This window comes from Halobiforma lacisalsi AJ5 (genome assembly GCF_000226975.2).
Taxonomy (GTDB): Archaea; Halobacteriota; Halobacteria; order Halobacteriales; family Natrialbaceae; genus Natronobacterium; species Natronobacterium lacisalsi.
This window is the reverse complement of record NZ_CP019285.1, coordinates 590987-610533: the sequence shown is the minus strand read 5'-3', so window position 1 is coordinate 610533 and position 19547 is coordinate 590987. Positions and strand designations below refer to the sequence as shown.

At 65.6% G+C, this 19547-nt stretch carries 16 protein-coding genes, 2 tRNA genes and 1 other RNA gene; 8 read left to right on the top strand and 11 right to left on the bottom strand.

The annotated features are described in order from the left end of the window. Nucleotides 1-211 precede the first annotated feature (211 nt). Nucleotides 212-1387 (top strand): SDR family NAD(P)-dependent oxidoreductase, encoded by a 1176-nt coding sequence (locus tag CHINAEXTREME_RS02825; RefSeq protein WP_007140953.1) that lies wholly within the window; start codon nt 212-214, stop codon nt 1385-1387. Then, a complete protein-coding gene (locus tag CHINAEXTREME_RS02820) occupies nt 1380-2411 on the top strand; it encodes an NAD-dependent epimerase/dehydratase family protein (RefSeq protein WP_238593386.1) in 1032 nt (343 codons plus the stop codon). The genes CHINAEXTREME_RS02825 and CHINAEXTREME_RS02820 overlap by 8 nt, the downstream gene beginning before the upstream one ends. Here the strand turns inward: CHINAEXTREME_RS02820 and CHINAEXTREME_RS02815 are convergent. Then, nucleotides 2373-2445, bottom strand: a tRNA-Asn gene (locus CHINAEXTREME_RS02815). The two genes, CHINAEXTREME_RS02820 and CHINAEXTREME_RS02815, sit on opposite strands and share 39 nt — an antisense overlap. A gap of 150 nt (nt 2446-2595) precedes the next feature. Between CHINAEXTREME_RS02815 and cca the strand changes: the two genes are divergently transcribed. Continuing rightward, nucleotides 2596-4032, top strand: coding sequence for a CCA tRNA nucleotidyltransferase (cca, locus tag CHINAEXTREME_RS02810; RefSeq protein WP_007140951.1), 1437 nt, complete (start codon nt 2596-2598; stop codon nt 4030-4032). Nucleotide 4033: 1 nt separating this feature from the next. On the opposite strand, the gene CHINAEXTREME_RS02805 is transcribed toward cca, so the two are convergent. The 3 genes from CHINAEXTREME_RS02805 to CHINAEXTREME_RS02795 all read right to left on the bottom strand — a co-directional run bounded on the left by CHINAEXTREME_RS02805 (nt 4034) and on the right by CHINAEXTREME_RS02795 (nt 7041). Next, complete coding sequence (locus CHINAEXTREME_RS02805; RefSeq protein WP_007140950.1) at nt 4034-5080, bottom strand: histone deacetylase family protein; 1047 nt, start codon at nt 5078-5080, stop codon at nt 4034-4036. 1 nt (nt 5081) lies between these two features. Continuing rightward, nucleotides 5082-5513 (bottom strand): histone, encoded by a 432-nt coding sequence (locus tag CHINAEXTREME_RS02800; RefSeq protein ID WP_007140949.1) that lies wholly within the window; start codon nt 5511-5513, stop codon nt 5082-5084. A gap of 64 nt (nt 5514-5577) precedes the next feature. Next, nucleotides 5578-7041, bottom strand: a complete 1464-nt coding sequence (locus CHINAEXTREME_RS02795; RefSeq protein WP_007140948.1) for a single-stranded DNA binding protein — start codon at nt 7039-7041, stop codon at nt 5578-5580. A gap of 338 nt (nt 7042-7379) precedes the next feature. Between CHINAEXTREME_RS02795 and CHINAEXTREME_RS02790 the strand changes: the two genes are divergently transcribed. Beyond that, a tRNA-Arg gene (locus CHINAEXTREME_RS02790) sits at nt 7380-7452 on the top strand. Nucleotides 7453-7863: 411 nt separating this feature from the next. Continuing rightward, complete coding sequence (locus tag CHINAEXTREME_RS02780) at nt 7864-8850, top strand: lipase family protein (protein WP_007140946.1); 987 nt, start codon at nt 7864-7866, stop codon at nt 8848-8850. Nucleotides 8851-8938: 88 nt separating this feature from the next. Here the strand turns inward: CHINAEXTREME_RS02780 and rnpB are convergent. Continuing rightward, an RNA gene (gene rnpB / locus CHINAEXTREME_RS02775) (RNase P RNA component) lies at nt 8939-9405 on the bottom strand. A 207-nt stretch (nt 9406-9612) separates the two neighbouring features. Between rnpB and CHINAEXTREME_RS02770 the strand changes: the two genes are divergently transcribed. Beyond that, nucleotides 9613-10212: a TIGR00296 family protein gene (locus tag CHINAEXTREME_RS02770; RefSeq protein WP_007140945.1), complete on the top strand. Its 600-nt coding sequence runs from the start codon at nt 9613-9615 to the stop codon at nt 10210-10212. A gap of 247 nt (nt 10213-10459) precedes the next feature. Here CHINAEXTREME_RS02770 and CHINAEXTREME_RS02765 read toward each other — a convergent pair whose 3' ends face one another. Then, a complete protein-coding gene (locus tag CHINAEXTREME_RS02765) occupies nt 10460-11617 on the bottom strand; it encodes a nicotinate phosphoribosyltransferase (RefSeq protein WP_007140944.1) in 1158 nt (385 codons plus the stop codon). Between the two features lie 59 nt (nt 11618-11676). Then, complete coding sequence (locus CHINAEXTREME_RS02760; protein ID WP_007140943.1) at nt 11677-13557, bottom strand: Hvo_1808 family surface protein; 1881 nt, start codon at nt 13555-13557, stop codon at nt 11677-11679. Nucleotides 13558-13665: 108 nt separating this feature from the next. On the opposite strand from CHINAEXTREME_RS02760, the gene CHINAEXTREME_RS02755 reads away from it, so the two are divergent. Continuing rightward, nucleotides 13666-14244: a cysteine hydrolase family protein gene (locus CHINAEXTREME_RS02755; RefSeq protein ID WP_007140942.1), complete on the top strand. Its 579-nt coding sequence runs from the start codon at nt 13666-13668 to the stop codon at nt 14242-14244. 92 nt (nt 14245-14336) lie between these two features. Here CHINAEXTREME_RS02755 and CHINAEXTREME_RS02750 read toward each other — a convergent pair whose 3' ends face one another. From CHINAEXTREME_RS02750 to CHINAEXTREME_RS02740, 3 genes are read right to left on the bottom strand one after another with little or no spacing between them, the layout of a single operon-like run. Further along, complete coding sequence (locus CHINAEXTREME_RS02750; protein WP_007140941.1) at nt 14337-15419, bottom strand: ABC transporter ATP-binding protein; 1083 nt, start codon at nt 15417-15419, stop codon at nt 14337-14339. Beyond that, entirely contained in the window at nt 15416-16234 is an 819-nt protein-coding gene (locus CHINAEXTREME_RS02745; RefSeq protein WP_007140940.1) for an ABC transporter permease, read from the bottom strand. The genes CHINAEXTREME_RS02750 and CHINAEXTREME_RS02745 overlap by 4 nt, the downstream gene beginning before the upstream one ends. Then, a complete protein-coding gene (locus CHINAEXTREME_RS02740; protein ID WP_007140939.1) occupies nt 16231-17184 on the bottom strand; it encodes an extracellular solute-binding protein in 954 nt (317 codons plus the stop codon). The genes CHINAEXTREME_RS02745 and CHINAEXTREME_RS02740 overlap by 4 nt, the downstream gene beginning before the upstream one ends. Before the next feature lie 396 nt (nt 17185-17580). Between CHINAEXTREME_RS02740 and CHINAEXTREME_RS02735 the strand changes: the two genes are divergently transcribed. After that, entirely contained in the window at nt 17581-18573 is a 993-nt protein-coding gene (locus CHINAEXTREME_RS02735; RefSeq protein WP_076738695.1) for a transposase, read from the top strand. 426 nt (nt 18574-18999) lie between these two features. Here CHINAEXTREME_RS02735 and CHINAEXTREME_RS22000 read toward each other — a convergent pair whose 3' ends face one another. After that, entirely contained in the window at nt 19000-19509 is a 510-nt protein-coding gene (locus tag CHINAEXTREME_RS22000; RefSeq protein WP_193790377.1) for a hypothetical protein, read from the bottom strand. Between the last annotated feature and the right edge of the window lie 38 nt (nt 19510-19547).

Here is a 19547-nt window from a genome sequence, read left to right as displayed (position 1 = left end):
CGTCGATCTGCGGCCCCGTGGCGAGCGACGCTTGAGGGCGAACCGCCCCGATCGCGTTCGAGGGGGTTCCCCTCGAGTTTCGCCGGAAGCGACGCGGTCGCGACCGAGCTGCGGGGCACTGCGACGCGAGAATCGCCGTAATGAGAGCTAACGAGGCTGGGGTTCGTGTAGCGTTCGAATTACAAAGGCCGCCCGGACGGAGGAGGGCTCCATGTCGAGTCCGATCGCGGGGAAGAACGTACTCGTTACCGGGGGCTGCGGCTCGATCGGCGCCGAAATCGTTTCGGAACTGCTGACCCGCGGTCCGAACCTCGTCCGGATCGTGGACAACAGCGAGCAGCGCCTCGCCTCTTTGGGGGGATCGTTCGGCGACGCGGCGTCGGCGATCGACTGTGTCCTCGCAAACATCCGCGACGAGGGCCAGCTTGCGGTGGCGATGCATGACGTGGACATCGTCTTCCACGCCGCGGCGATGAAACACGTCTCGGTGGCCGAGGACAACCCCTACGGCGCCGTCCGGACGAACGTCACCGGAACGCGGAACGTCGTCGAGGCGGCCGCGGACGCCGAGGTCGATCGCCTGCTCGGCGTCAGCACGGACAAGGCGGCGAACCCCACGTCGACGATGGGTTCGACGAAGCTCATCGCCGAGCGGTTCATCTCCTCGTTCGACGAGCATCGTCCCCCCGACGAACTCACGCTCGGGTCGGTCCGCTTCGGCAACGTCGTCGGGACGAAGGGATCGGTCGTGCCGCTCTTTTACGACCAGATCCGGTCCGGCGGACCGCTGACCGTCACGGACCCGAGCATGACCCGGTTCGTCATGCGTCCCGAGGAGGCCGCCCGGTTCGCCATCGACGCGTGTCTCGAGATGGACGGCGGCGAGGTGGTCGTCAAGAAGATGCCCGCCATGAGAGTCGGCGACCTCGCCGAGGCGATGCGCGACCACTACGCGCCCCGGTTGGGTCACGATCCCGGCGAGGTCGGGATCGACCACATCGGCCCGAAGCCGGGCGAACGGTACCACGAAAAGCTGGTCGCCGAGAACGAGGTCCGTTACGCCGACGAGCGCGAGGACAGGTACGTCCTCTATCCACAGGCCGAGACCCCCGACGTCTCGAACGACCTCGAGGGAGAGTACACCTCCGCGAACACGCGACACATGTCCAGAGACGAGATCATCGAAATGGTCCGCGGGACGGTCGGCGACGCCGACCGGGATCCGTCCCCGGACGCGGACGTCGATCCGGCGACCGCTACGGCCGCGAGCGAGGCTGGCGACGGGAGCGAAACGGAAACCGAGGCGGAACCGACTGATCTCGAGACGACCGCGGCCGAACCCGCGTCGTCGGGGACGGGCGCGGGCCCGCGTGGCGGCGATGAGTGAAACCGAACGCGAGACCGTCGGCGTTCTCGGCGCGACGGGGTACGTCGGACGCGCGGCGGTCGCGGCGCTGCGGGAACGTGGCTACGAGGTGATGCCGGCCGCCGGCTCCGACCACGAGGAGTTCCCCGCAGTCGACGTCCGAGATCGCGGGGCGGTCCGGACGTTCGTCGACGACGTCGACGCCCTGGTCAACGCCGCCGGTCTGGTCGGGATCGACGCCTGCGAGGCGAACCCGGCCGCAGCCCTCGAGATCAACGGGCTCGGCGCGGCGACCGTCGCGTGGGCGTGTGCCCGGGCCGAGGTCCCGATCGTCCACCTCTCGAGCGTCGCGACGGTGGGCGTTCCCGATCCCGACGAGGGGCCGATCACCGCCGCGACCGAGCGGCGGCCAGGGACCGCCTACGGCCGGACCAAGCTGCTCGGCGAGCGTGCGGTCCGGACCGTCACGAACGGGCGCGTCCCGTCGATCACCTACAGCGCGACGAACGTTTACGGCCGCCGCGAGCCGGGCGCTCCCGCCGGTAACTCCGTACTCGATTTCTACCTCGAGCGGGCGGTCGCCGACGAGACCCTGACCGTCCACCGGCCGGGAACGCAGGAACTGGATTTCGTCCACGTCCGGGACGTGGCCGCCGCGGTCGCGCGGGCCGTCGACGTGTTCTCGGGCGATCAGTACGAACCGGAGACCCGCTCGTACGTCCTCGGACGCGGACGGTCCTACAGCGTGCTCGAGGTGGCCGGCCTGGTCGCCGACGGCTACCGGCGGCGAACGGGTTCGCCGCTGGGTATCGAACTGCGGGCGCCGCCCTCGACCGACGAGCCGACCGTCGAGCGGTTCGACGTCGACCCCGAACCGCTTCGCTCGGAGCTAGGCGTCGACCCGGAACGGACCGTCAGCGAGTGGATCGGGACGGAACTGGAGCGGCGGCTCGGGGGGACAGGGACAGGGACAGGGACAGCGACCGCGAAAGAAGGGAACGGGGAGCGCCGAAGCCAGGACTCGAACCTGGGACAACCTCGTTAACAGCGAGGTGCTCTACCATCTGAGCTACTTCGGCTCACTCTCGAGTAGTCGACTGCATTTGATAGGGCTTTCGTTTTCGCTTCCGGCGGTTCGCCACTCCGTCACGCACTTACAGGCCGAATCCCCGTCGCTCGCCCGCAGCGGTTCGATACCCTTTCACTCGCCGCCCGCGTACCGTCGACCGATGAGCGAGGAGACTGCCGAGGGAGAGACCGACGATCGGCGCGACGGGAACGGGGACGGAACCGAGGGCGGGCCGGCCGACGACGAACGCGAGTATCGGCAGGTCCTCGAGGCCGTTCGCGACCGCGTCGATCCCGATCCCGACGAGCGCGAGCGACTCCGCGAGGTCGCCGACCGCCTCGCCGAGCGCGCCGAGTCGGCTGCGACCGACCGCTGTCCCGACGCCGACGTCGTCCAGGTCGGCTCGACTGCGCGAGATACCTGGATCAGCGGCGACCGCGACATCGACCTCTTCGTTCGCTTCCCGCCGGAACTCGACCGCGACACCCTCGAGGAGTACGGCCTCGCGGTCGGCCACGCCACTCTCCCGGAGGGCCACGAGGAGTACGCCGAACACCCCTACGTCAAGGGGACCGTCGAGGGGTTCGACGTCGACGTCGTCCCCTGTTTCCGCCTCGAGTCGGCGACTGACATCCGGTCGGCCGTCGACCGGACGCCGTTTCACAACAGCTACCTCGAGGCCCGCCTCGACGAGGACCTCGCCGCGGACGTCCGCGTCACCAAGCAGTTCCTCAAGGGGATCGGCGCATACGGCAGCGACCTGCGGACCCGCGGGTTCAGCGGCTTCCTCACCGAACTGCTGGTCTGTGAGTACGGCGGCTTCCGCCCGCTGCTCGAGGCTGCCCGCGACTGGCACCCGCAGGTCGAACTCGACCCCGAATCCCACGGGCAGGCATCGTTCGACGACCCGCTGGTTGCCATCGACCCGACGGACCCCGAGCGCAACGTCGCCGCGGTCTGCTCGGCCGCGAACGTCGCGCGCTTCCAGCACTACGCCCGCGAGTTCCTGGCCGAACCCGCCGTCGAGTACTTCGAGCCTGCGGCACCGGAACCGCTGTCGCCCGAGGCGTTCCGCGCCCACCTCGAGCGGCGGGGAACGACCCCCGTCGCGGTCCGGTTCGACGCGCCCGATCTGGTCGAGGACCAGCTCTACCCCCAGCTCCGAAAGTCGCTCGACGGGGTCACCACGGGGTTAGACGCCCGCGGGTTCGACGTCTTCCGGGCGACGGCGATGGCCGACGACGCGGGCGTGTTGCTCGTCGAACTCGCCGTCGACGAACGGCCCGCCGTCGAACGCCACGAGGGGCCGCCGGTCCACGTTCAGGGTCACGCGGCGGGGTTCTACGAGGCCTACGACGCCGACCCGGACGTCTACGGCCCGTTCATCGAGGGGGACCGCTACGTCACGGAGCGCGAACGCGAGTTCACCACGGCCCGGGAGTTCCTCGAGAGCGAGCGACTCTTCGACGTCGGCCTCGGCGCTCACGTCGAGACGGCACTCGAGGAGAGGTACGAGGTCCTCGTCGGTGCGGAACTGACGGGGCTGCTCGAGGAATTCGGAACCGAGTTGAGGGAGTACTTCGAGCCGACTCCGTAGTCTACTCGTCGCTTTCGTCGTCGCGATCGTACTCGAGGCCGTGCTCCTCGATCACGTCCTCGATCACCGTTCGCGCGCCGTCGCTGACCTCCTCGTCGTCGTCCGGTTCGATCGGCTCACGGCCGTCGAAGGTCTCGTGGACGATCGAGACGCTGTCGGCCAGCACGTCCAGGCTGTACCCGCCCTCGAGAACGAACGCGAACGCTGCCCCGACCCGGTCGGTCAGCCCGCGAAGCCTGTCCGTCAGCAACGCGTAGGCCTCCGTCGAGAGGCGGATCCGCGAGATCGGATCGTGGCGGTGGGCGTCGAAGCCGGCGCTGACGATCACCAGGTCGGGCCCGTACTCCTCGAGCGCGGTCCCGATCGGGCCGTCGAAAGCCGCGAGGTAGTCGACGTCGTCGGTCCCCGCCGGCATCGGCAGGTTCATCGTCGTCCCGTCGCCGTCGCCCTCGCCGCGCTCGTCGATCTCGCCCGTGCCGGGGTAGAGCCCCTTCTCGTGGATCGAGACGAAGAACACGTCCTCCCGGTCGTAGAAGATGTCCTGCGTTCCGTTGCCGTGGTGGACGTCCCAGTCGACGATCGCCACGCGGTCGACGTCGTAGTCCTCGCTCTCGAGGGCCCACTGTGCGGCCACGGCGACGTTGTTCACGAAGCAAAACCCCATCGCGTCGTCGACGACCGCGTGGTGTCCGGGTGGCCGACCGATCGAGAACGGCGTCTTTCGGCCGTCGTCCCCCTCGAGCGCGCGCTCGACGGCCCAGCGAGCCTGTCCGGCACTACACCGGATCGCGTCCCAGGTCTCCTCGACGGCGGTCGTATCCGGGTCCCAGTTGCCGCCGCCCTGGGCACAGAACTCCTCGATTTCTTCGACGTACGACCGGTCGTGAACCGACGCGATCTCGTCGACGTCGACGGGGTCGGCCTCGACGTACTCGACCCCGTGTTTCCGCTTCAGTCGCTCCCTGATCGCCCGCAGACGGTCCGGCGTTTCCGGGTGACGCGGCCCGGGATCGTGCGCGAGACAGACCTCGCTGTAGCCGAACTGCATCTCACTCGAACAGCGAGAAGTACGTCTCGATGTCGTCGTTCGTGATGGTCCGGCGGTCGGCGTGGCGGGCGAGGATCGCCGCGGCCCCGGCAACGTTGTCGGCGTAATCCTCGAGGATGTCCGCGAGCGCGACCCTGGCGTCCATCGAGACGCGGTATCGGTTGTCGATCTCCAGTCGGGCGATGCGATCGACCGGCGCGACCGGCAACTCGAGGTCGTCCTTGTCGACGACGGTTTCGACGCCGAAGTCCTCGGCCATCAGCGTCTTGCGCCCGTCTTCCGTCGCGCGTTCGGCGGCGTCGATCGCCAACTCGCTCCCGTGTTCCTGGATCCGCTTTGCAAGTTCCTTCGACGCGTCGGCGCTCACCCGAAGATCGCCCGCGTTCCGCCGGATGATCGTATCAACCGGGGCGAACGGGAGTTCGACGTTCATATCATGATACGCGGAACTAACCCCCTTAACGCTTTTCCTCGCCGCACGAGCGGGTTTCCTCCGCTCAGAACACGTCGTTCGCCTCGAGACGGCCGTCGCGGACGACCCCGCGTGCGGTGACCTCCTCGCCGAGACCGACGTCGACGTCGGTGGCGACGCTCATCGTCGTCTCGCCGTCGTCCAGGACGACGGGGTCGCCGGCCTGGACGACCACGCCGGTAAACTCGAGTTCCTCGCCGTCGCTGGGATCGCCCTCGCCGGACGCGTCGGAACCGTCATCATCAGCTTCCGTCCCTGCAGTGTCCGCAGACGGCTCGTCGCTCTCGTCGCTCTCGTCGCCGTCGTCCGCAAAGGCCGACAGACCGGCGTTGTTCTCGGTCCCCGCGTCGTCGGCCCCGCCGCTCGAGCCCGTTTCAGGGGCGGAGTCCGAGTCCAGAACCGTAATCGTCGACTGCCAGCCCGCGGAGGCCTCGAGGTCGTCCTGCCAGCCGTCCTGAATCTCGACGTCGCCCAGGGCGATCTCGTCGCCGGGTCCCACGTCGAGGTCGGCCTTCTCGCCCCACAGGGCGACGCGAATGTCGCCGGTCGCGTCCTGGATGCGGACGTTCCGGACCTGTCCCTCCGAGCCGTCGTCCCGATCGAAGGTCCGTTTCGGATCCGCGGAGCGGACGACCCCCGCGAGGTCGACCGTCTGTCCCATCTCCACGTCCTCGATCGGCGTGCTGTCGGGGACGTACTCGACCTCCTCGTCGACCTCCTCGATCGCGCCGCGGTTGCCGACGTGGAGTTCGAGATTGCCGTCGCGTTCGCGGACGTAGCCGTCGACGACCTCGACCGTCGTTCCGGCCTCGAGTTCCTCGGCCGTCTCGGCCTGTTCGTCCCACAGGGTCACGCGGATTCGTCCGGTCGAATCGCCCAGCGTGACGTTCGAGACCTTCCCCTCGGAGCCGTCGTCGCGGTCGAACGTCCGGACGCTGTCTGTGTCCAGCACGAGTCCGACGAGGTTGACGTTCGACAGCCCGAGCGAGAGGTCCTCGACGTCGTACGTGTCCGAGACCTGGACGTCGACCTCGGTGTCCTCGTCCGGTTCGGCCTCGTCGACGCTGACCTCGACGCCCGAAAAACCGTCCTTGGGCCGGCCCTTGATCCGCAACACGTCGCCCTCCTCGAGTTCTTCGGTCGCCGCTTCGGCGTGCTCGTCCCAGAAGGCGGCGCGCACGGAGCCGGTCTCGTCCGCCACTTCGACGTTGACGACGCGGCCGTCCTCGTCCTCCCCGTCGCGTTCGAACGTGCGAACGTCGCCGATGGAGATCACCTTCGCGACGAACTTCGCCTCCTCCATCCCGGGTTCGATGTCGGCGATGCCGCCGACCTCGCTCTCGCCGACCTCGTGAGCGACGAGCATCGCCGCCGTCTCCTCGTCCGCCAGTCCCCCCATCTGCTCGACTTTCGCCTCGACGGCCTCGCGAAACTCCTCGAGAGAGACGTCGGCCTCGAGATCCTCGTAAACACCCTCGATGTCGCTCATTCTATACTCGTGCATGCATAGGCCGCGCATAAGCGTTGTCCATTCGGCGTGTTCGCCGCGCCGTCTCTCGATCGGAACGCGCCCGCCGGTCCACGTTCCCGGCCGTCCTCGAGCGGTCCGGCGGCTACGCCCGGTGACCGGGCATCGAACACGATCGTCCTCGCAAGCATACCCGGCCTGGTCGCGTCCCGATACTTAAACTCGCGGTCCGCGGTCGAACGAGTGTTCGAGTTCCCGTCCGGGGCCGGGCTTCGTCCCGGGAACTGCTACGTGGACTCACACCAGGGAGCCGGTCGTTTCGAAAGTGCTTTAATAGTCCGCCGGCTACGAAGAGATGAGTCCTGATAGGGTAGTGGACTATCCTCTTGGCTTGCGGAGCCAGGGACCGGAGTTCAAATCTCCGTCAGGACGCTCACTTCTCGCGAGTGCTTCGCATTGCTCAGCACTCGCTCTCGCGTTCGGTCCTGACGTGCCCAACGCTCGCTGTCGCTCGCGTTGGACTCCGTCAGGACGTTTCTGCCGACACCAAACTGCGAGCGTAGCGAGCGGCTGGTGTCGGCGAAACTCTCCGTCAGGACGCTCACTTCTCGCGGGTGCTTCGTATTGCTCAGCACCCGCTCTCGCGTTCGGTCCTGACGTGCCCAACGCTCGCTGTCGCTCGCGTTGGACTCCGTCAGGACTCGAGTGGGTATCGCAGCCGGATTCGCCCTCTGTATGGGGAGAGTAGCGAAACGAATCCGGGTTTCCGACGATCCGTGCCGGAATCTGCCTGCACGTGGCGTACCCGTGTCTGGTGCGATACGTCACCCGAGCGAGACAGTTGTGACCGAACGACGCCAGCACACCGACAGCGAGACGCGAAGCGGCGACGAACCGACCACCGTCAGTCGACGGCGACTGCTCGGATCCGCGGCGGGTGTGACCGTCGGGGCCGGCGGGATCGGCGCCAGTTCCCGGTCGGCGTCCGCGACCGACTTCACCGGCTGTGACGACTGGCTGGACGCACCCGCGGAGTATCCGGAGGTCGATCTCAGGGGCGGGAATCCGACGGCATCGAACCTCGCGGACCTCGAGGGCGTGGAAGCGAACGACGACGATGACAGCGACGGGGGCGACGGCCGCTCGGAACTCGTCATCTACGTCCACGGGTGGCTCGGCCTCGAGACCAGCATCGATCAGGCCCACACCCTCGCGCAGGCGTTCGCGGACAACGACTACGATCGACCCGTCGTCGCGGCCTCGTGGAGCGCGAACACGCCGAACTACTGGCGAGCCGAGAGCATCGCGGAGACGGCCGGCCGGCGGCTCGCAGCGTGGCTCGAGTCCGATGCAGTTCCGGGTAAGGACGGCGACAATGACGACGACGAATCCGGCCCGACGATCCGCCTCGTCGGCCACTCGCTCGGCGGTCGGGTGTGTCTCGAGACGCTCCTGGCGTTGGCGACCGACGACGGAGACGATGGCGACGGTCCGCTCGAGTCGGTCGCCCTTCTCGGCACCGCCGTCGACGACGATTCGGTCTGTACCGACGGGCGGTACGCCTACGGTATCGACACCGCCGCGAACGAGGTGTTCAACTACCACTCCGAAAACGACGACAGCGTCTGCTACGGCTACGATCTCCAGTCGCTCTCGAGCGGCCTCGGCTGCGCCGGAGCCGACTGCGACGACGACTGGTTCGGGGACCACGACGGCGCGACGCCGAGCAACTACGCCGACGTGGACGTGACCGACGCGGTCGACGATCACTGCGCCTACGGGAAGCCCGACGTGGGCTGTGTGCCACGTATCGTGGCCGATTTCGAGTAGCGTGGGAACTCGAGTGGCGACGCTCGAGTCGTCGGCACCGGACTCCGAATCTCGAGCGTCGCCACTCACGTATGAAAACGGGCGAGAGGAGTAAGCCCCCTTCTGTTCGTCCCGGCATTCGGCTGAGCGTCCGCGCCGTCCCCGATCGCCGCGCCGTTCGCGGCGACCGAGGGACGTTCGGGCTACCACGGCACGGACTTGCACCGGTGAGGGTTCGCCGTTCCATCGATCCTCGGCCGTCGACGTGCGATCGATCGCGTCGATACCGTTCGACGGTCGTGCCGTCGAACCCCGTACGCGATCCGTGGATTCGAACCACGTCGTGTCGATCGCTCGCCGGCGGTTCTCGTACCGTTTGGCACTCGAATCGCCCCCTCTGCGGGTCAACTCCCCTTCCTCGCGGTCGGGTTCGCGCGCATCATCGGTCGGGCCGAGACGTGTCGTTTCTGTTCCAGAGCCAGCGGTCTCCCGCTCCGGACTTGCGCCCGGTCACCTGCCCGAACAGGTGGGGGGACTTTCCTCGCGGGCGTGACACATCCACGAGGGATGGATCACGTTGGCGCGTTGCCCGTCCGTCGGGACGCGCAACGGTCGGTGGTCGGGCCGTTGCCGGCGCGACCATCGCGGCAGCCGGGCTCTCTCTCCCACTCGACGTAGGGCCCTCGGCCGAATAAGTCCCGCGGTCGTTCGCTCGCGTTCGCCGCGACACCCCCTCGAACGGAATGGAAGCGTTTTAGGACGATCCTTCCCATGTACATCTGTATGTCCCAGGGACAGGGTGTCGACCTCTCCTACGAAGACGGGGCGCGCGCCGTCGAACTCGCGCGCGAAGCCGTCGAATCCTACGTACAACACGGTCAACGAGAACAACCGGGCAGTATGCGCGAGGCCTTCTACGAGCGCACCGGCGCGTTCGTCCGCCTCGAGTCCACGCGTGGCCGGGGGAGCCTGCGCGGCTGTGCCGGCGGCTACCGCTCGGACGACCAGCTCGGCCACGTGATCGTCGACGCGGCGATCGAAGCCGCGAGCGAGGATTCCTGCGGCTCGGAGGTAACTCCCTCCGAACTGCCGAACCTCACCGTCTCGATCTGTGCGGTCAACAACGTCGTCCTCACCGACGACCCGCTCGCCGACCTCGAGCTCGGCACGCACGGCGTCGCCATCGACGGCGGGGAGGGCGGCTGGCTCTACCCGACGGTGCCGGTCGAAAACGGGTGGAGCGCACACGAGTACCTCGATCGCACCTGCCGCAAGGCGAAGCTCGCCCCGGGTGCCTGGCAGGACGACGACGTCGTCGTCACGCTGTTCGAGGGGCAGGTGTTCCGCGAACGGGAGGCCGACGGGAGCATCGAGGAACTGTAACCCCCTCGAGCGCCGCGAGGATCGCGGCGATCACGAAGACCACACGGAACACGAAGGCACCGAAGGCCGCCCGTCGAGATCGGGGACGGCTCCGACTGCTTTCTCGGCGCGCCGCGTCCACAGAGTCGTCCGTCCGACCCCTGCCCAACCCCATCCCACTGTTCCATCCAGTCACTCAACACCCACCTTCGAGACCGAGACTCCCGGCTCGTCGGTCCGATCCTCGAGGAACGCCGCGGGTCGCGATTCAGTTCTCTGATTCCCGGAAGCCGACCGCCTCGGCGTCGGCCAGGCACCGCTCGCTCGCCTCCTCGAGGTCGAACTCCTGGACGATTTCGCCGTCACGGACGAGCGGCTCCAGCAGCGCCTCGCCGTCGGGACCGTCGCGGTCGGCCAGCGCGACGTGGTGCCCGCCTGCGGGAGTACGATAGACTTCTTTGACGCCGGAGAGCTTGCCTCGTTTGGAGACCGGCTCGCCCTCCATCTCGACGATGTCGAGGCTGAAGTCGACGCCCGGCGCGCTCGTGATGTGGCTCCCGACGCCGAAACCGTCGGCGACGTCCCGCAGGCTTTCGATCGCCTCGGGATCGAGCCCGCCGCTACAGAAGATGTCGACGTCCTCGTGGCCGTGTGCGTCGAGTTCCCACCGAACTTCGCGGATGATGTGCCGGAAGTCGCCCCGGCGGGAGCTCGTGGTGTCGATACGCACGCCGTCCAGACGGTCGCCGAGCGTCTCGGCCGCGAGCAGGCTCTCGCTGACCTCGTCCCAGAAGGTGTCGGTCAGCGCGATCCGCGGGACGTCCTCGGGGACGGCCGCGTCGAAGGCCTCCCAGGCCTCGTCCTGGTTCCCCTCGCCGAAGCAGAACATCAGCGCGTGGGGCATCGTGCCGCCGGGCTCTCGCCCGAGAATCTCTCCCGCAGCGACGTGGGAGAACCCGTCCAGCCCCGAAAGCAGTGAGGCACGTTCGACGACGGACGCGATCGTGGGGTGGACGTGGCGCGCGCCAAAGGAGAGAACGAGCGATTCGGGCGCCGCACGGCGGGCCTCGAGCGCGGCCGTCGCGAAGCCACTGGGCTGGGACAGAAAGCCCAGCAGCGACGTCTCGAGTTCGGCGAACTCGAGGTAGGGCCCCTCGATCCGCATGACGGGGCCGCCGTCGAACAGTTGCCCGTCCGGCAGGGCGTCGACGTCGACGGAGCGACCTTCGAACAGCGTTGCGACGTCCTCGACCCCGGTGAAGACGTCGAACTCGCCGGTCGGGAACTGGTCGGCCGTCACCTCGGCGACGACGTGGGGGTTCTTCCCGGCAGCCTCGAGCGTCGAACGGGTGCGCTCGAAGTAGGCGTCTGTGGCGTCCCCCTCGAGAATCGCCTCCGGAGGGACGGTTCCGAACGGATTTGACATATCGTCGAATTCCGTCGGGAAGCAAAAAAGCTACTCGTCTGCGGTCGATGCGGTCGATCTCACCGGGTGGTTTGGACGGTTCCGGTAGTCGCAGCGATCCCGACGGTCACGGCGGTCACGGCGGTCCCGGCGGTCACGGCGGTCCCGGCAGTCGCGGTGAGCCCCACGCTCGCCGTAGGAGCGACCGACTCCCCAATCGGGCCCGGGTTCCGCGCGCTCGAGAACCGCCGGTGGCCCGACGTTCTCACGGAGATGCCGCGCCGGACGATCACCAGCACCGCGCCGGTGGCGACGACTACGACCGCGGCGATCGCCATCGAGCCGCCGGTCGAGCCGGCGATGCCGCCGATCGCGTCGCTGTCGTCCGCGTCCGGGTCGGGTCCGTCCTCACCGACGCCGGCCCAGGCCTCGAGTTCGTCCGCTCCATGGGGTGCGGCACCCTCCTCGATCTCCGGCAGGTCCTCGACCGTGGGAGCGCGGACGACGGTCACGGTCTCGCCGTCCGGCCCGCGCTCGAGATAGTACGCGCCGGGATAGCCGTCCTCGTCGTCGACCACGTAGGTGTCTTTCCGGTCTTCGACCGGCTCCGCGCCGTAGAACTCGAGCAACTCCAGGTAGCCGTCGGCGAAGGCCGCCGCGTCGCGCTCGGAGAGCCACTCGGTCCGCCAGACGAAGCCGGTGTCCTCGAGGGCCTCCTCGGTACGGTCGGGGTCCTCGACGCTGGCGTCGGCGGCGACGTAGGTGACGAGTTCGTCGCCGGCCCACCCGTCCGTGTAGGGATGGTCGTAGTCGTAGCCGACCTCCGCCGCGAGGAACTCGTCGCGGTCGATCACTGCCGGCTGGCCGGACTCGAACGCGCCGGCCGCGAACATCGCGACCATGCCGGCCTCGCCGACGGTCTCGTCGGCGCGCTCGCTGTCGATCTCGAACTGGGTCCAGCCGTCGCCGGAACGGTCCGGCACTGCGACGTCGGCCGGTTCGCGCTCCTCGCCCGGTCGGATCACTTCCGAGGAACTGGCCGGCGGGTCGTCGTAGGCCTCGTCGACGGCCGCCCAGCCGTCCTGCTCGAGGAGGTAGTCGACGTAGTCGGGGCCGTCGTCGTAGGGCTGGTAGATGGTGAGGTACAGTCCCCAGTTCAGGTCGGTCGAGCCCGACTGGCTCCCGGCGGGGAGCACACAGTCCCACTCCTCGCCGCAGCGGTCGGCGTACTCGGTGTCGATCCAGACGGCGGCCCCCTCGACGAGGCCGTTCTTGGCGTTGTCCTGGTCGATCGTCTCCCGCTCGAGGCTGGTCAGGTCGAAGTGCTGGTCCTGCAGGGCGTGGTGGAGTTCGTGTCCGAGCACGACCTCGTCGAGTTCGGGCGTTTCGGGGGTGTCGGAGACGACGACGATCTGTCCCGTCCCGGGGTCGTAGTAGCCGTTGACCGAGCCGCCATAGAGGGTCTCGATCTCCGCGTTGGCGTCGGTCTCGCGGTCGACGAGGAACGTGGCCTCGTAGGTGACGCTCGCGTGAAGCTGTTCGTCGACGGAGAGGTTCACGAAGACGTCGTCGCGCTCGCGGTACTCCTCCCGACCGATCACCTCGACGTCGACCTCCTTCTCGAAGGGCCGCTCGCGGAGGGTCTCTACGCGGGCCATCGACCGGTAGACGACCGCCTCGAGTTCGTCGTCCTCGAGGGTGGCGTTGTCGCGGTCGTCGACGGGGAGGTCGTCGTCGTACCAGTAGCCCTCGACGTAGCCGACGGTGTCGGCGGTCGTGGGGTTCTCGGGGCGTTCTCCGTCATCGTATCCGGGTCCGTCTCCGTATTCGTAGTCGTCCCCGTCGGATGCGTCGTCACCGACGAACGGACCGGGAACGAGACCGGCGGCCGCAACGGCGAGAAGGGCGATCGTGGCGACCGCGAGAACGACGAGCAGGGACCGCGTTCGGGTCGATTCCATAGGGGGAGCGTTACCACTCGGTTAGCAAGCGAGTGTAAAAAGGACGACGGTCGGACCGTCTGTCGGGGTCGCGGGAACGTTTTTACGATCCGGTTCGAACGGTCACGTATGCCCATCGAACTCGATCCGAACCGGACGGCGCTGGTGGTCGTCGACATGCAAAACGGCTTCTGTCACCCCGACGGTTCACTGTACGCGCCCGGCAGCGAGGAGGCCATCGGGCCGGTCGCGGACCTCGTCGAGTGGGCCGACGAGGGTGGTGCGACGGTCGTCTACACGCGGGACGTCCATCCACCCGAGCAGTTCGAGGACGCCTACTACTACGACGAGTTCGACCAGTGGGGCGAACACGTCCTCGAGGGGTCCTGGGAGGCCGAAGTCGTCGAGGAACTGCCCGTCGAGGACGCGGACCACGTCGTCGAGAAACACACCTACGACGCCTTCCAGAAGACGGAGTTCGAGGGGTGGCTGAACGCCCGCGGGATCAGGGACCTCGTGTTCTGTGGCACGCTGGCGAACGTCTGTGTCCTTCACAGCGCGGGCAGCGCGGGGCTGCGGGACTTCCGGCCGATCCTCGTCGAGGACTGTATCGGCTACATCGAGGAGGACCACCGCGAGTACGCGCTCGATCACGCCGACTGGCTGTTCGGCGAGGTGGCGACCAGCGACGACCTCGAGTGGGCCTGACGCAGTTCGGGCGCTCCGAACGGAACCTCACGAGGCTCACGAGTCCCACGAGGCCAGTTGCGACAGCACCCACAGCCCCGATCCGGCCAGCGTCAAGAGAGACGCGACGAGTCGCTTTGCTCTCCGTCGAAAACGGTCACGCAGTCTCCGGGAACCGACACCGAAACGGACTCGTCCCGGGACGGTGGTCGGGACGATTCTTCCACGACGATTTCGTCCCCGGCCCGGGTCTCGAGCGTAACGTCGTATCGCCGGCCGAGGTCGACGATTCGCTTCACCTCTCCCGTCACCGAAACGGACGCCCCGTTCGTCTCGGCGGGGGCAAACGAGAGATCCTTCGGACGGACGTGACACAGCACGGGTTCCCCCTCCGAACGGCGCAGGTTCGTTCCGTCGAGGGACAGTTCCGCGCCCCCGAAGGCCACCGTTAACGGGTCCTGGTTCACGACCGTCGCCGAGAGCGTGTTCGAGCGGCCGAGAAACGAGGCCACGAACGGCGTCGGCGGGGAGTCGTAGAGCCGCCGTGGGTGGCCGCTCCCGGCGACTCGTCCGTCGTTCATCACGACCAATCGATCGGCCAGCGCCATCGCATCCTCCTGATCGTGGGTTACGAACAGCGTCGTCACGCCGGTCTCGCGCTGGATGCGAGCGATTTCGTCCCGTAGCCGCTCGCGAAGCGTCGGATCGAGCCCGGACAGCGGCTCGTCGAGTAACAACACGTCCGGCCGAGGAGCCAACGCCCGTGCGAGTTCGACGCGTCGCTGCTGACCGCCGCTCAGTTCCGCGGGATACGAATCGCGTTGCTCCTCGAGGTCGACCAGATCGAGATAGTCCCTCGTGCGGGCGTCGCGTTCTTCGCGGTCCATTCCCCGTGCCGCCAATCCGTACGCGACGTTTTCGCTGACGGTCATGTGTGGATACAGCGTCGGTCGTTGAAAGACGACGCTGACGTGTCGCCGCTCGGGGGGTGTGTCGGTAACGTCGTCACCGCGCAGCAGTATCCGACCGGCAGTCGGTCGCACGTGGCCGGCGATCGCCTGCACGAGCGTGGTTTTGCCACAGCCACTGGGGCCGAGGAGCCCGACCAGTTCGCCCGGCTCCGCCCCGAACGACACGTCGCTTACGGCCAGTTCGTCGCCGTATCGGTGGGAAACACTCTCGAGCTCGAGGGTCATCGATCGATCACCGTCGGGACGCGGGCGAGACGCTGGACGGCCGCCAGTACGACCAGCGTAATGGCGAGCAGCGTTAACGCGAGCGGTACGATGGCGTCGATCCCGCCGGCGATGAAATCAACCCAGATGCGAGTCGGCATCGTTCGTGGGTTGTAAGCGACCATCATCGTCGCGCCGAACTCGCCGATCGCTCGTGCGAACGTCAGGACGATGCCCGCAAGAATCGCGCCGTGAGCGAGCGGAAGCGAGACGTTCCGGAAGGTCGCAAGGGGGCCATAGCCCAGCGAACGCGACGCCTGTTCCAATCGCTCGTCGATCGCTCCGAACCCTGCTCTGGCAGTAATAATGACGAACGGTGCAGCGACGAACGTCTGTGCGAGCACGACGCCGAGCAGGCTGTCAGTAAGCGGGACGCCGACGGCGGCAGCAGCGGCACCGATGGGTGTGAAGCGTCCGACGGCGGTGATGATCATCGCTCCGCCGACGACGGGTGGCACGATGAGCGGAAGGACCACCAGCCCCTCGACGAGTCGTTTTCCGGGAAACGACCGTCGTGCGAGTACGTAGGCGAGGGGGACACCCAGCACGGTCGAAATCGCCGTCGCGATCGGTGCGGTGATCAGCGAGTTACGAATTGCGTGCTGTGTTTCGGGCGTCGAGAGTCCGGCAGTGATGTTCGCCGCCCCCGTTCGCGAGAGAAAGGCGACAAACGGGAGCGCAAAGTACGCGAGAATCAGTCCACCGAGGAGAGCCGGGACCAGTAACTCCACCGTTCGATTCGACCGGCGTATCGGAAGGGCGTCGGTACCACTCATAGCTCGATTCGTTCGGGAACGTTTCCAGCGGGACGCGGGAGTCGGTCTCCGACGGTCAACCCTGCCTCGACGAGCAGTTCCGGGTTGTCGACGAGAAACTGGATCAGTCGGTGCCCCCCATCCGCTTCGTCCGCCTCGTCGTTGACCGTCGCACTGTACAGCACCGGTCGGCCTTCTGCGGTGTACCCCTCTTCGTCCGTCGTGTACTCTGCGGCCGCGTACTGGGCTGCCATCCCGGGATCGGCGAAATTGTACTCCGGCGGGAACTCGTGGAAGGGGATATCGTGATCGACGGCCATATTCCGGTAGATGATGGCCGCCGCGCGCGATCCGCTTTCGACGCCCGCCAGTAGTTGCGGTTCTTCGGGTTCTTTGTAGACCAACCGGAGCATCTCCTCTCGAAACCCCTCGAGGTCGTGTACCGCTTCGGCCAGTTCGAACGCCTGCACGGCACGATAGCCGAGCGGATCGAGATCCGGATCGCCGATCGCGATGTCTCCCTCGTCAGTTTCCGGAGCGAGATCGTACCACGCCTCGTTCGCATCTAGCCCCTGCCCGAACTCGGTGTCCGGGTTGTACCCGATCCCGACACTGTTTGCTGCAAATTCGACGTCCCAGTCGGTGAACTCGTCGTATAACCGATCACGGAGCAGCCTCGAGTCGGCGCTGACGATCACATCGGGGTGTTTCGTTCGGTCTTCGACCATCCGCATTACGGCGTTCGTCCCGTAATATTCGCCGTGGAGGCTGATGCCCGTTTCTGCTTCGAACGCCGGGCCGACGTGATCCTCGAAGGTGGTGACGAGGCTCCCTGCCGACAGGACGGTTAGCGCGTCAGCGTCACTCCCGAGACAGCCGGCTAGACTACCCATGCTCGCGAGGCCGCCGACGGTCGCAAGGACGGCGCGACGACCCGGCTGTCCGTTTCCGGGCGCGTGGGGAGTGAGCATAGGATAACTCCCGTCTCTCCACTAATATAACCATCTCCGGTTCCAGGCACCTAAGAAAGCAACTGAAAACCATTGACTATCTGTGAGCGGCCGGCGTATTTCTTCGCTACGCCGGGGGATCGTAACCGTCCCTCGTTACTTCACATGGTGCCTCTGCTGCTATGCGATGGTTCGGCCACCAGTGGTACGACGGGAGAGTTTCCAGGGTGCCGTCTGGGTACGTGTACGGGCCGACTCGTTTCTACCGATTCGTAACGGGACACGTCCGACGGGCGTTGCTCCAGTGCACCTATCGCGACTCATAGGATATACTAGTAGTTGAGGCTGTCATAGAATAGTTCGAGGGTGTCATAGAACGATTACCACACCAAAGAGCAGGGTGAATGCTGAGATGGTATGGCCTCAGCGACCCTGCAAGATGATCCTTCGGTAGAGTCGTTCTTCAATGTCGCGGAGACCGAGACGCTAGCGTTGTTCGAGCACCTCTCCTTCGAGTTTCTCGAAGAGTTCGACGTGTTCGCCCCGGCGCAGACGGGGCGAACACGAGAGCATGAACCACCAGAGTTGATGCGTGGCTTCCTCCACTGCTACTACAAGGACATCTACGGGATTCGTCCGGTTGAGCGAGAGCTTCGGAACACGGTTGTTTGGCTCAGCTGTGGGTTCGATCGACCGCCGTCCAGAGACGCGGTCGATCGCTTTCTCACCGACCTCGAACACGTCGTTGACGAGGTCTTTGGCCGACTCGTCGAGCAGGCCGCCCGCCGCGGCCTGCTCGACTTGACTTACTGCATCGATTCAACTGACGTGAGGGCGATGCCTGCCGATCAAGACGCGTCGAAGTGCTACGATCCAACCGACGACGAGTACTACCACGGCTACGGCTGTACGATCGTCTCGACCGGACAAAAGATCCCGATTGCGGCGGAGTTCACAGAGAGTAAGCAAGCGCCAGAGGAGACGGCGATGCGCGTCACGCGTGACGCGCTCGCCGTCTCCACACCGATCTGGATGCTTGGAGACAGCGCCTACGACACGCTCGACTGGCACGACCACCTGCTGGCCGCAGGGGTCGTGCCAGTCGCTCCGTACAACGCGCGAAACACCGACGAGCCGAAAGATATCGAGTACAGAGTCGAAGACCGCATCGACGAACACAGCGAAGACGTTCAACTGAAGCAATCCACGTTGGATGAGACGTACAACCGCCGTACGGGGGTTGAACGAACCAACGAATCAGTCAAGGACTGCGGCCTCGGGCGAACGCACGCCCGAGGCCGCGTCCACGCACGAGCGCAGGTGTTCCTCGCACTCTGTCTGCGCCTCGTGGTCGCCATCACCAACTATGAACGCGGAGACAATCCGGGAAGCACCATCATCACGGTGTGAGAAGAGTTCTATGACACCCTCTAGTTCGCATACCCACCCACCCACCGATTGCTCGCCGAACGGTCAATACAGGGCAAGCAGTGATCGAAGTAGATACGATCTATCCGAACTATGGCAAAAGTCGTCTGCTGAACGCTCATGGGTAGAGAATTGTTGGTCAGCCCATAGCTGTAGCTAAAAGTCGTAGCGGGCAAGGGTGGCGCGTCCGCGCCACCCGACGAAAGCATGATTCCACTCAAGACATTCGTCTCGGAGCGTCGCGCCGCGAACCTGCTCGAACAGGTCCGCTGCGACCGATTCCGATCCAAACACATCGAGCGGAATCATGCCTAACGGACACCGCTAACACGGTGTCCTTGCTCTCTTCGATTCCACACCGGCAGCTGGACAGTATCAACAATCTCCTACAGAAGAGCGTTTCTATAATTAGTGCTCTTCTACGAGTTCAATCACATATACTTCATCCTCATATCGAACATATACTCCTGTAGGCATCTCTTCGCTATCATCATTTCGTGGCAAGTTATCATATTTATTCCTTATGTTGTCGTATTCGTTAGAGTTCTTGATTCGGACTACATGTATGTCACGGATCCAATAATCATGCTCATGGCTTTCATCATAGTATTCTTCAATGAACTCTTCTCTCTTTTTAGCAGCGGTAGACATTCCATTTTTTACGGTATTTAGATCAAACATCTCAGTCTCCTTTATGGATAGTATTGTAGCGTCATCTGGAACAGGAATGACTGCTTGAATGATAAAGACTGCTGCCCGAAAGTCATCTTCTTTCTTGTTTATTTCTTCATTTTTGTTTTTATTATTATCTTTATTGGTTTTTGTCTTATTATTGCTGTTACTAAGGCATCCTGTTACTGGAACTAGTAGATTCGGCGTAGATGCCAATAGTAATTTCCGGCGTTCCATATGGCCCATCTAAACTCCTGAAGAATCAATCTTTGGGTAGCCCAGAG

Bases quoted from the DNA above. Each gene is read 5' to 3' on its own strand.
- CHINAEXTREME_RS02825 (WP_007140953.1), top strand. From the start codon at position 212: ATGTCGAGTCCGATCGCGGGGAAGAACGTACTCGTTACCGGGGGCTGC.
- CHINAEXTREME_RS02820 (WP_238593386.1), top strand. From the start codon at position 1,380: ATGAGTGAAACCGAACGCGAGACCGTCGGCGTTCTCGGCGCGACGGGG.
- cca (WP_007140951.1), top strand. From the start codon at position 2,596: ATGAGCGAGGAGACTGCCGAGGGAGAGACCGACGATCGGCGCGACGGG.
- CHINAEXTREME_RS02805 (WP_007140950.1), bottom strand. From the start codon at position 5,080: ATGCAGTTCGGCTACAGCGAGGTCTGTCTCGCGCACGATCCCGGGCCG.
- CHINAEXTREME_RS02800 (WP_007140949.1), bottom strand. From the start codon at position 5,513: ATGAACGTCGAACTCCCGTTCGCCCCGGTTGATACGATCATCCGGCGG.
- CHINAEXTREME_RS02795 (WP_007140948.1), bottom strand. From the start codon at position 7,041: ATGAGCGACATCGAGGGTGTTTACGAGGATCTCGAGGCCGACGTCTCT.
- CHINAEXTREME_RS02770 (WP_007140945.1), top strand. From the start codon at position 9,613: ATGTCCCAGGGACAGGGTGTCGACCTCTCCTACGAAGACGGGGCGCGC.
- CHINAEXTREME_RS02765 (WP_007140944.1), bottom strand. From the start codon at position 11,617: ATGTCAAATCCGTTCGGAACCGTCCCTCCGGAGGCGATTCTCGAGGGG.
- CHINAEXTREME_RS02760 (WP_007140943.1), bottom strand. From the start codon at position 13,557: ATGGAATCGACCCGAACGCGGTCCCTGCTCGTCGTTCTCGCGGTCGCC.
- CHINAEXTREME_RS02755 (WP_007140942.1), top strand. From the start codon at position 13,666: ATGCCCATCGAACTCGATCCGAACCGGACGGCGCTGGTGGTCGTCGAC.
- CHINAEXTREME_RS02750 (WP_007140941.1), bottom strand. From the start codon at position 15,419: ATGACCCTCGAGCTCGAGAGTGTTTCCCACCGATACGGCGACGAACTG.
- CHINAEXTREME_RS02745 (WP_007140940.1), bottom strand. From the start codon at position 16,234: ATGAGTGGTACCGACGCCCTTCCGATACGCCGGTCGAATCGAACGGTG.
- CHINAEXTREME_RS02740 (WP_007140939.1), bottom strand. From the start codon at position 17,184: ATGCTCACTCCCCACGCGCCCGGAAACGGACAGCCGGGTCGTCGCGCC.
- CHINAEXTREME_RS02735 (WP_076738695.1), top strand. From the start codon at position 17,581: ATGGCCTCAGCGACCCTGCAAGATGATCCTTCGGTAGAGTCGTTCTTC.
- CHINAEXTREME_RS22000 (WP_193790377.1), bottom strand. From the start codon at position 19,509: ATGGGCCATATGGAACGCCGGAAATTACTATTGGCATCTACGCCGAAT.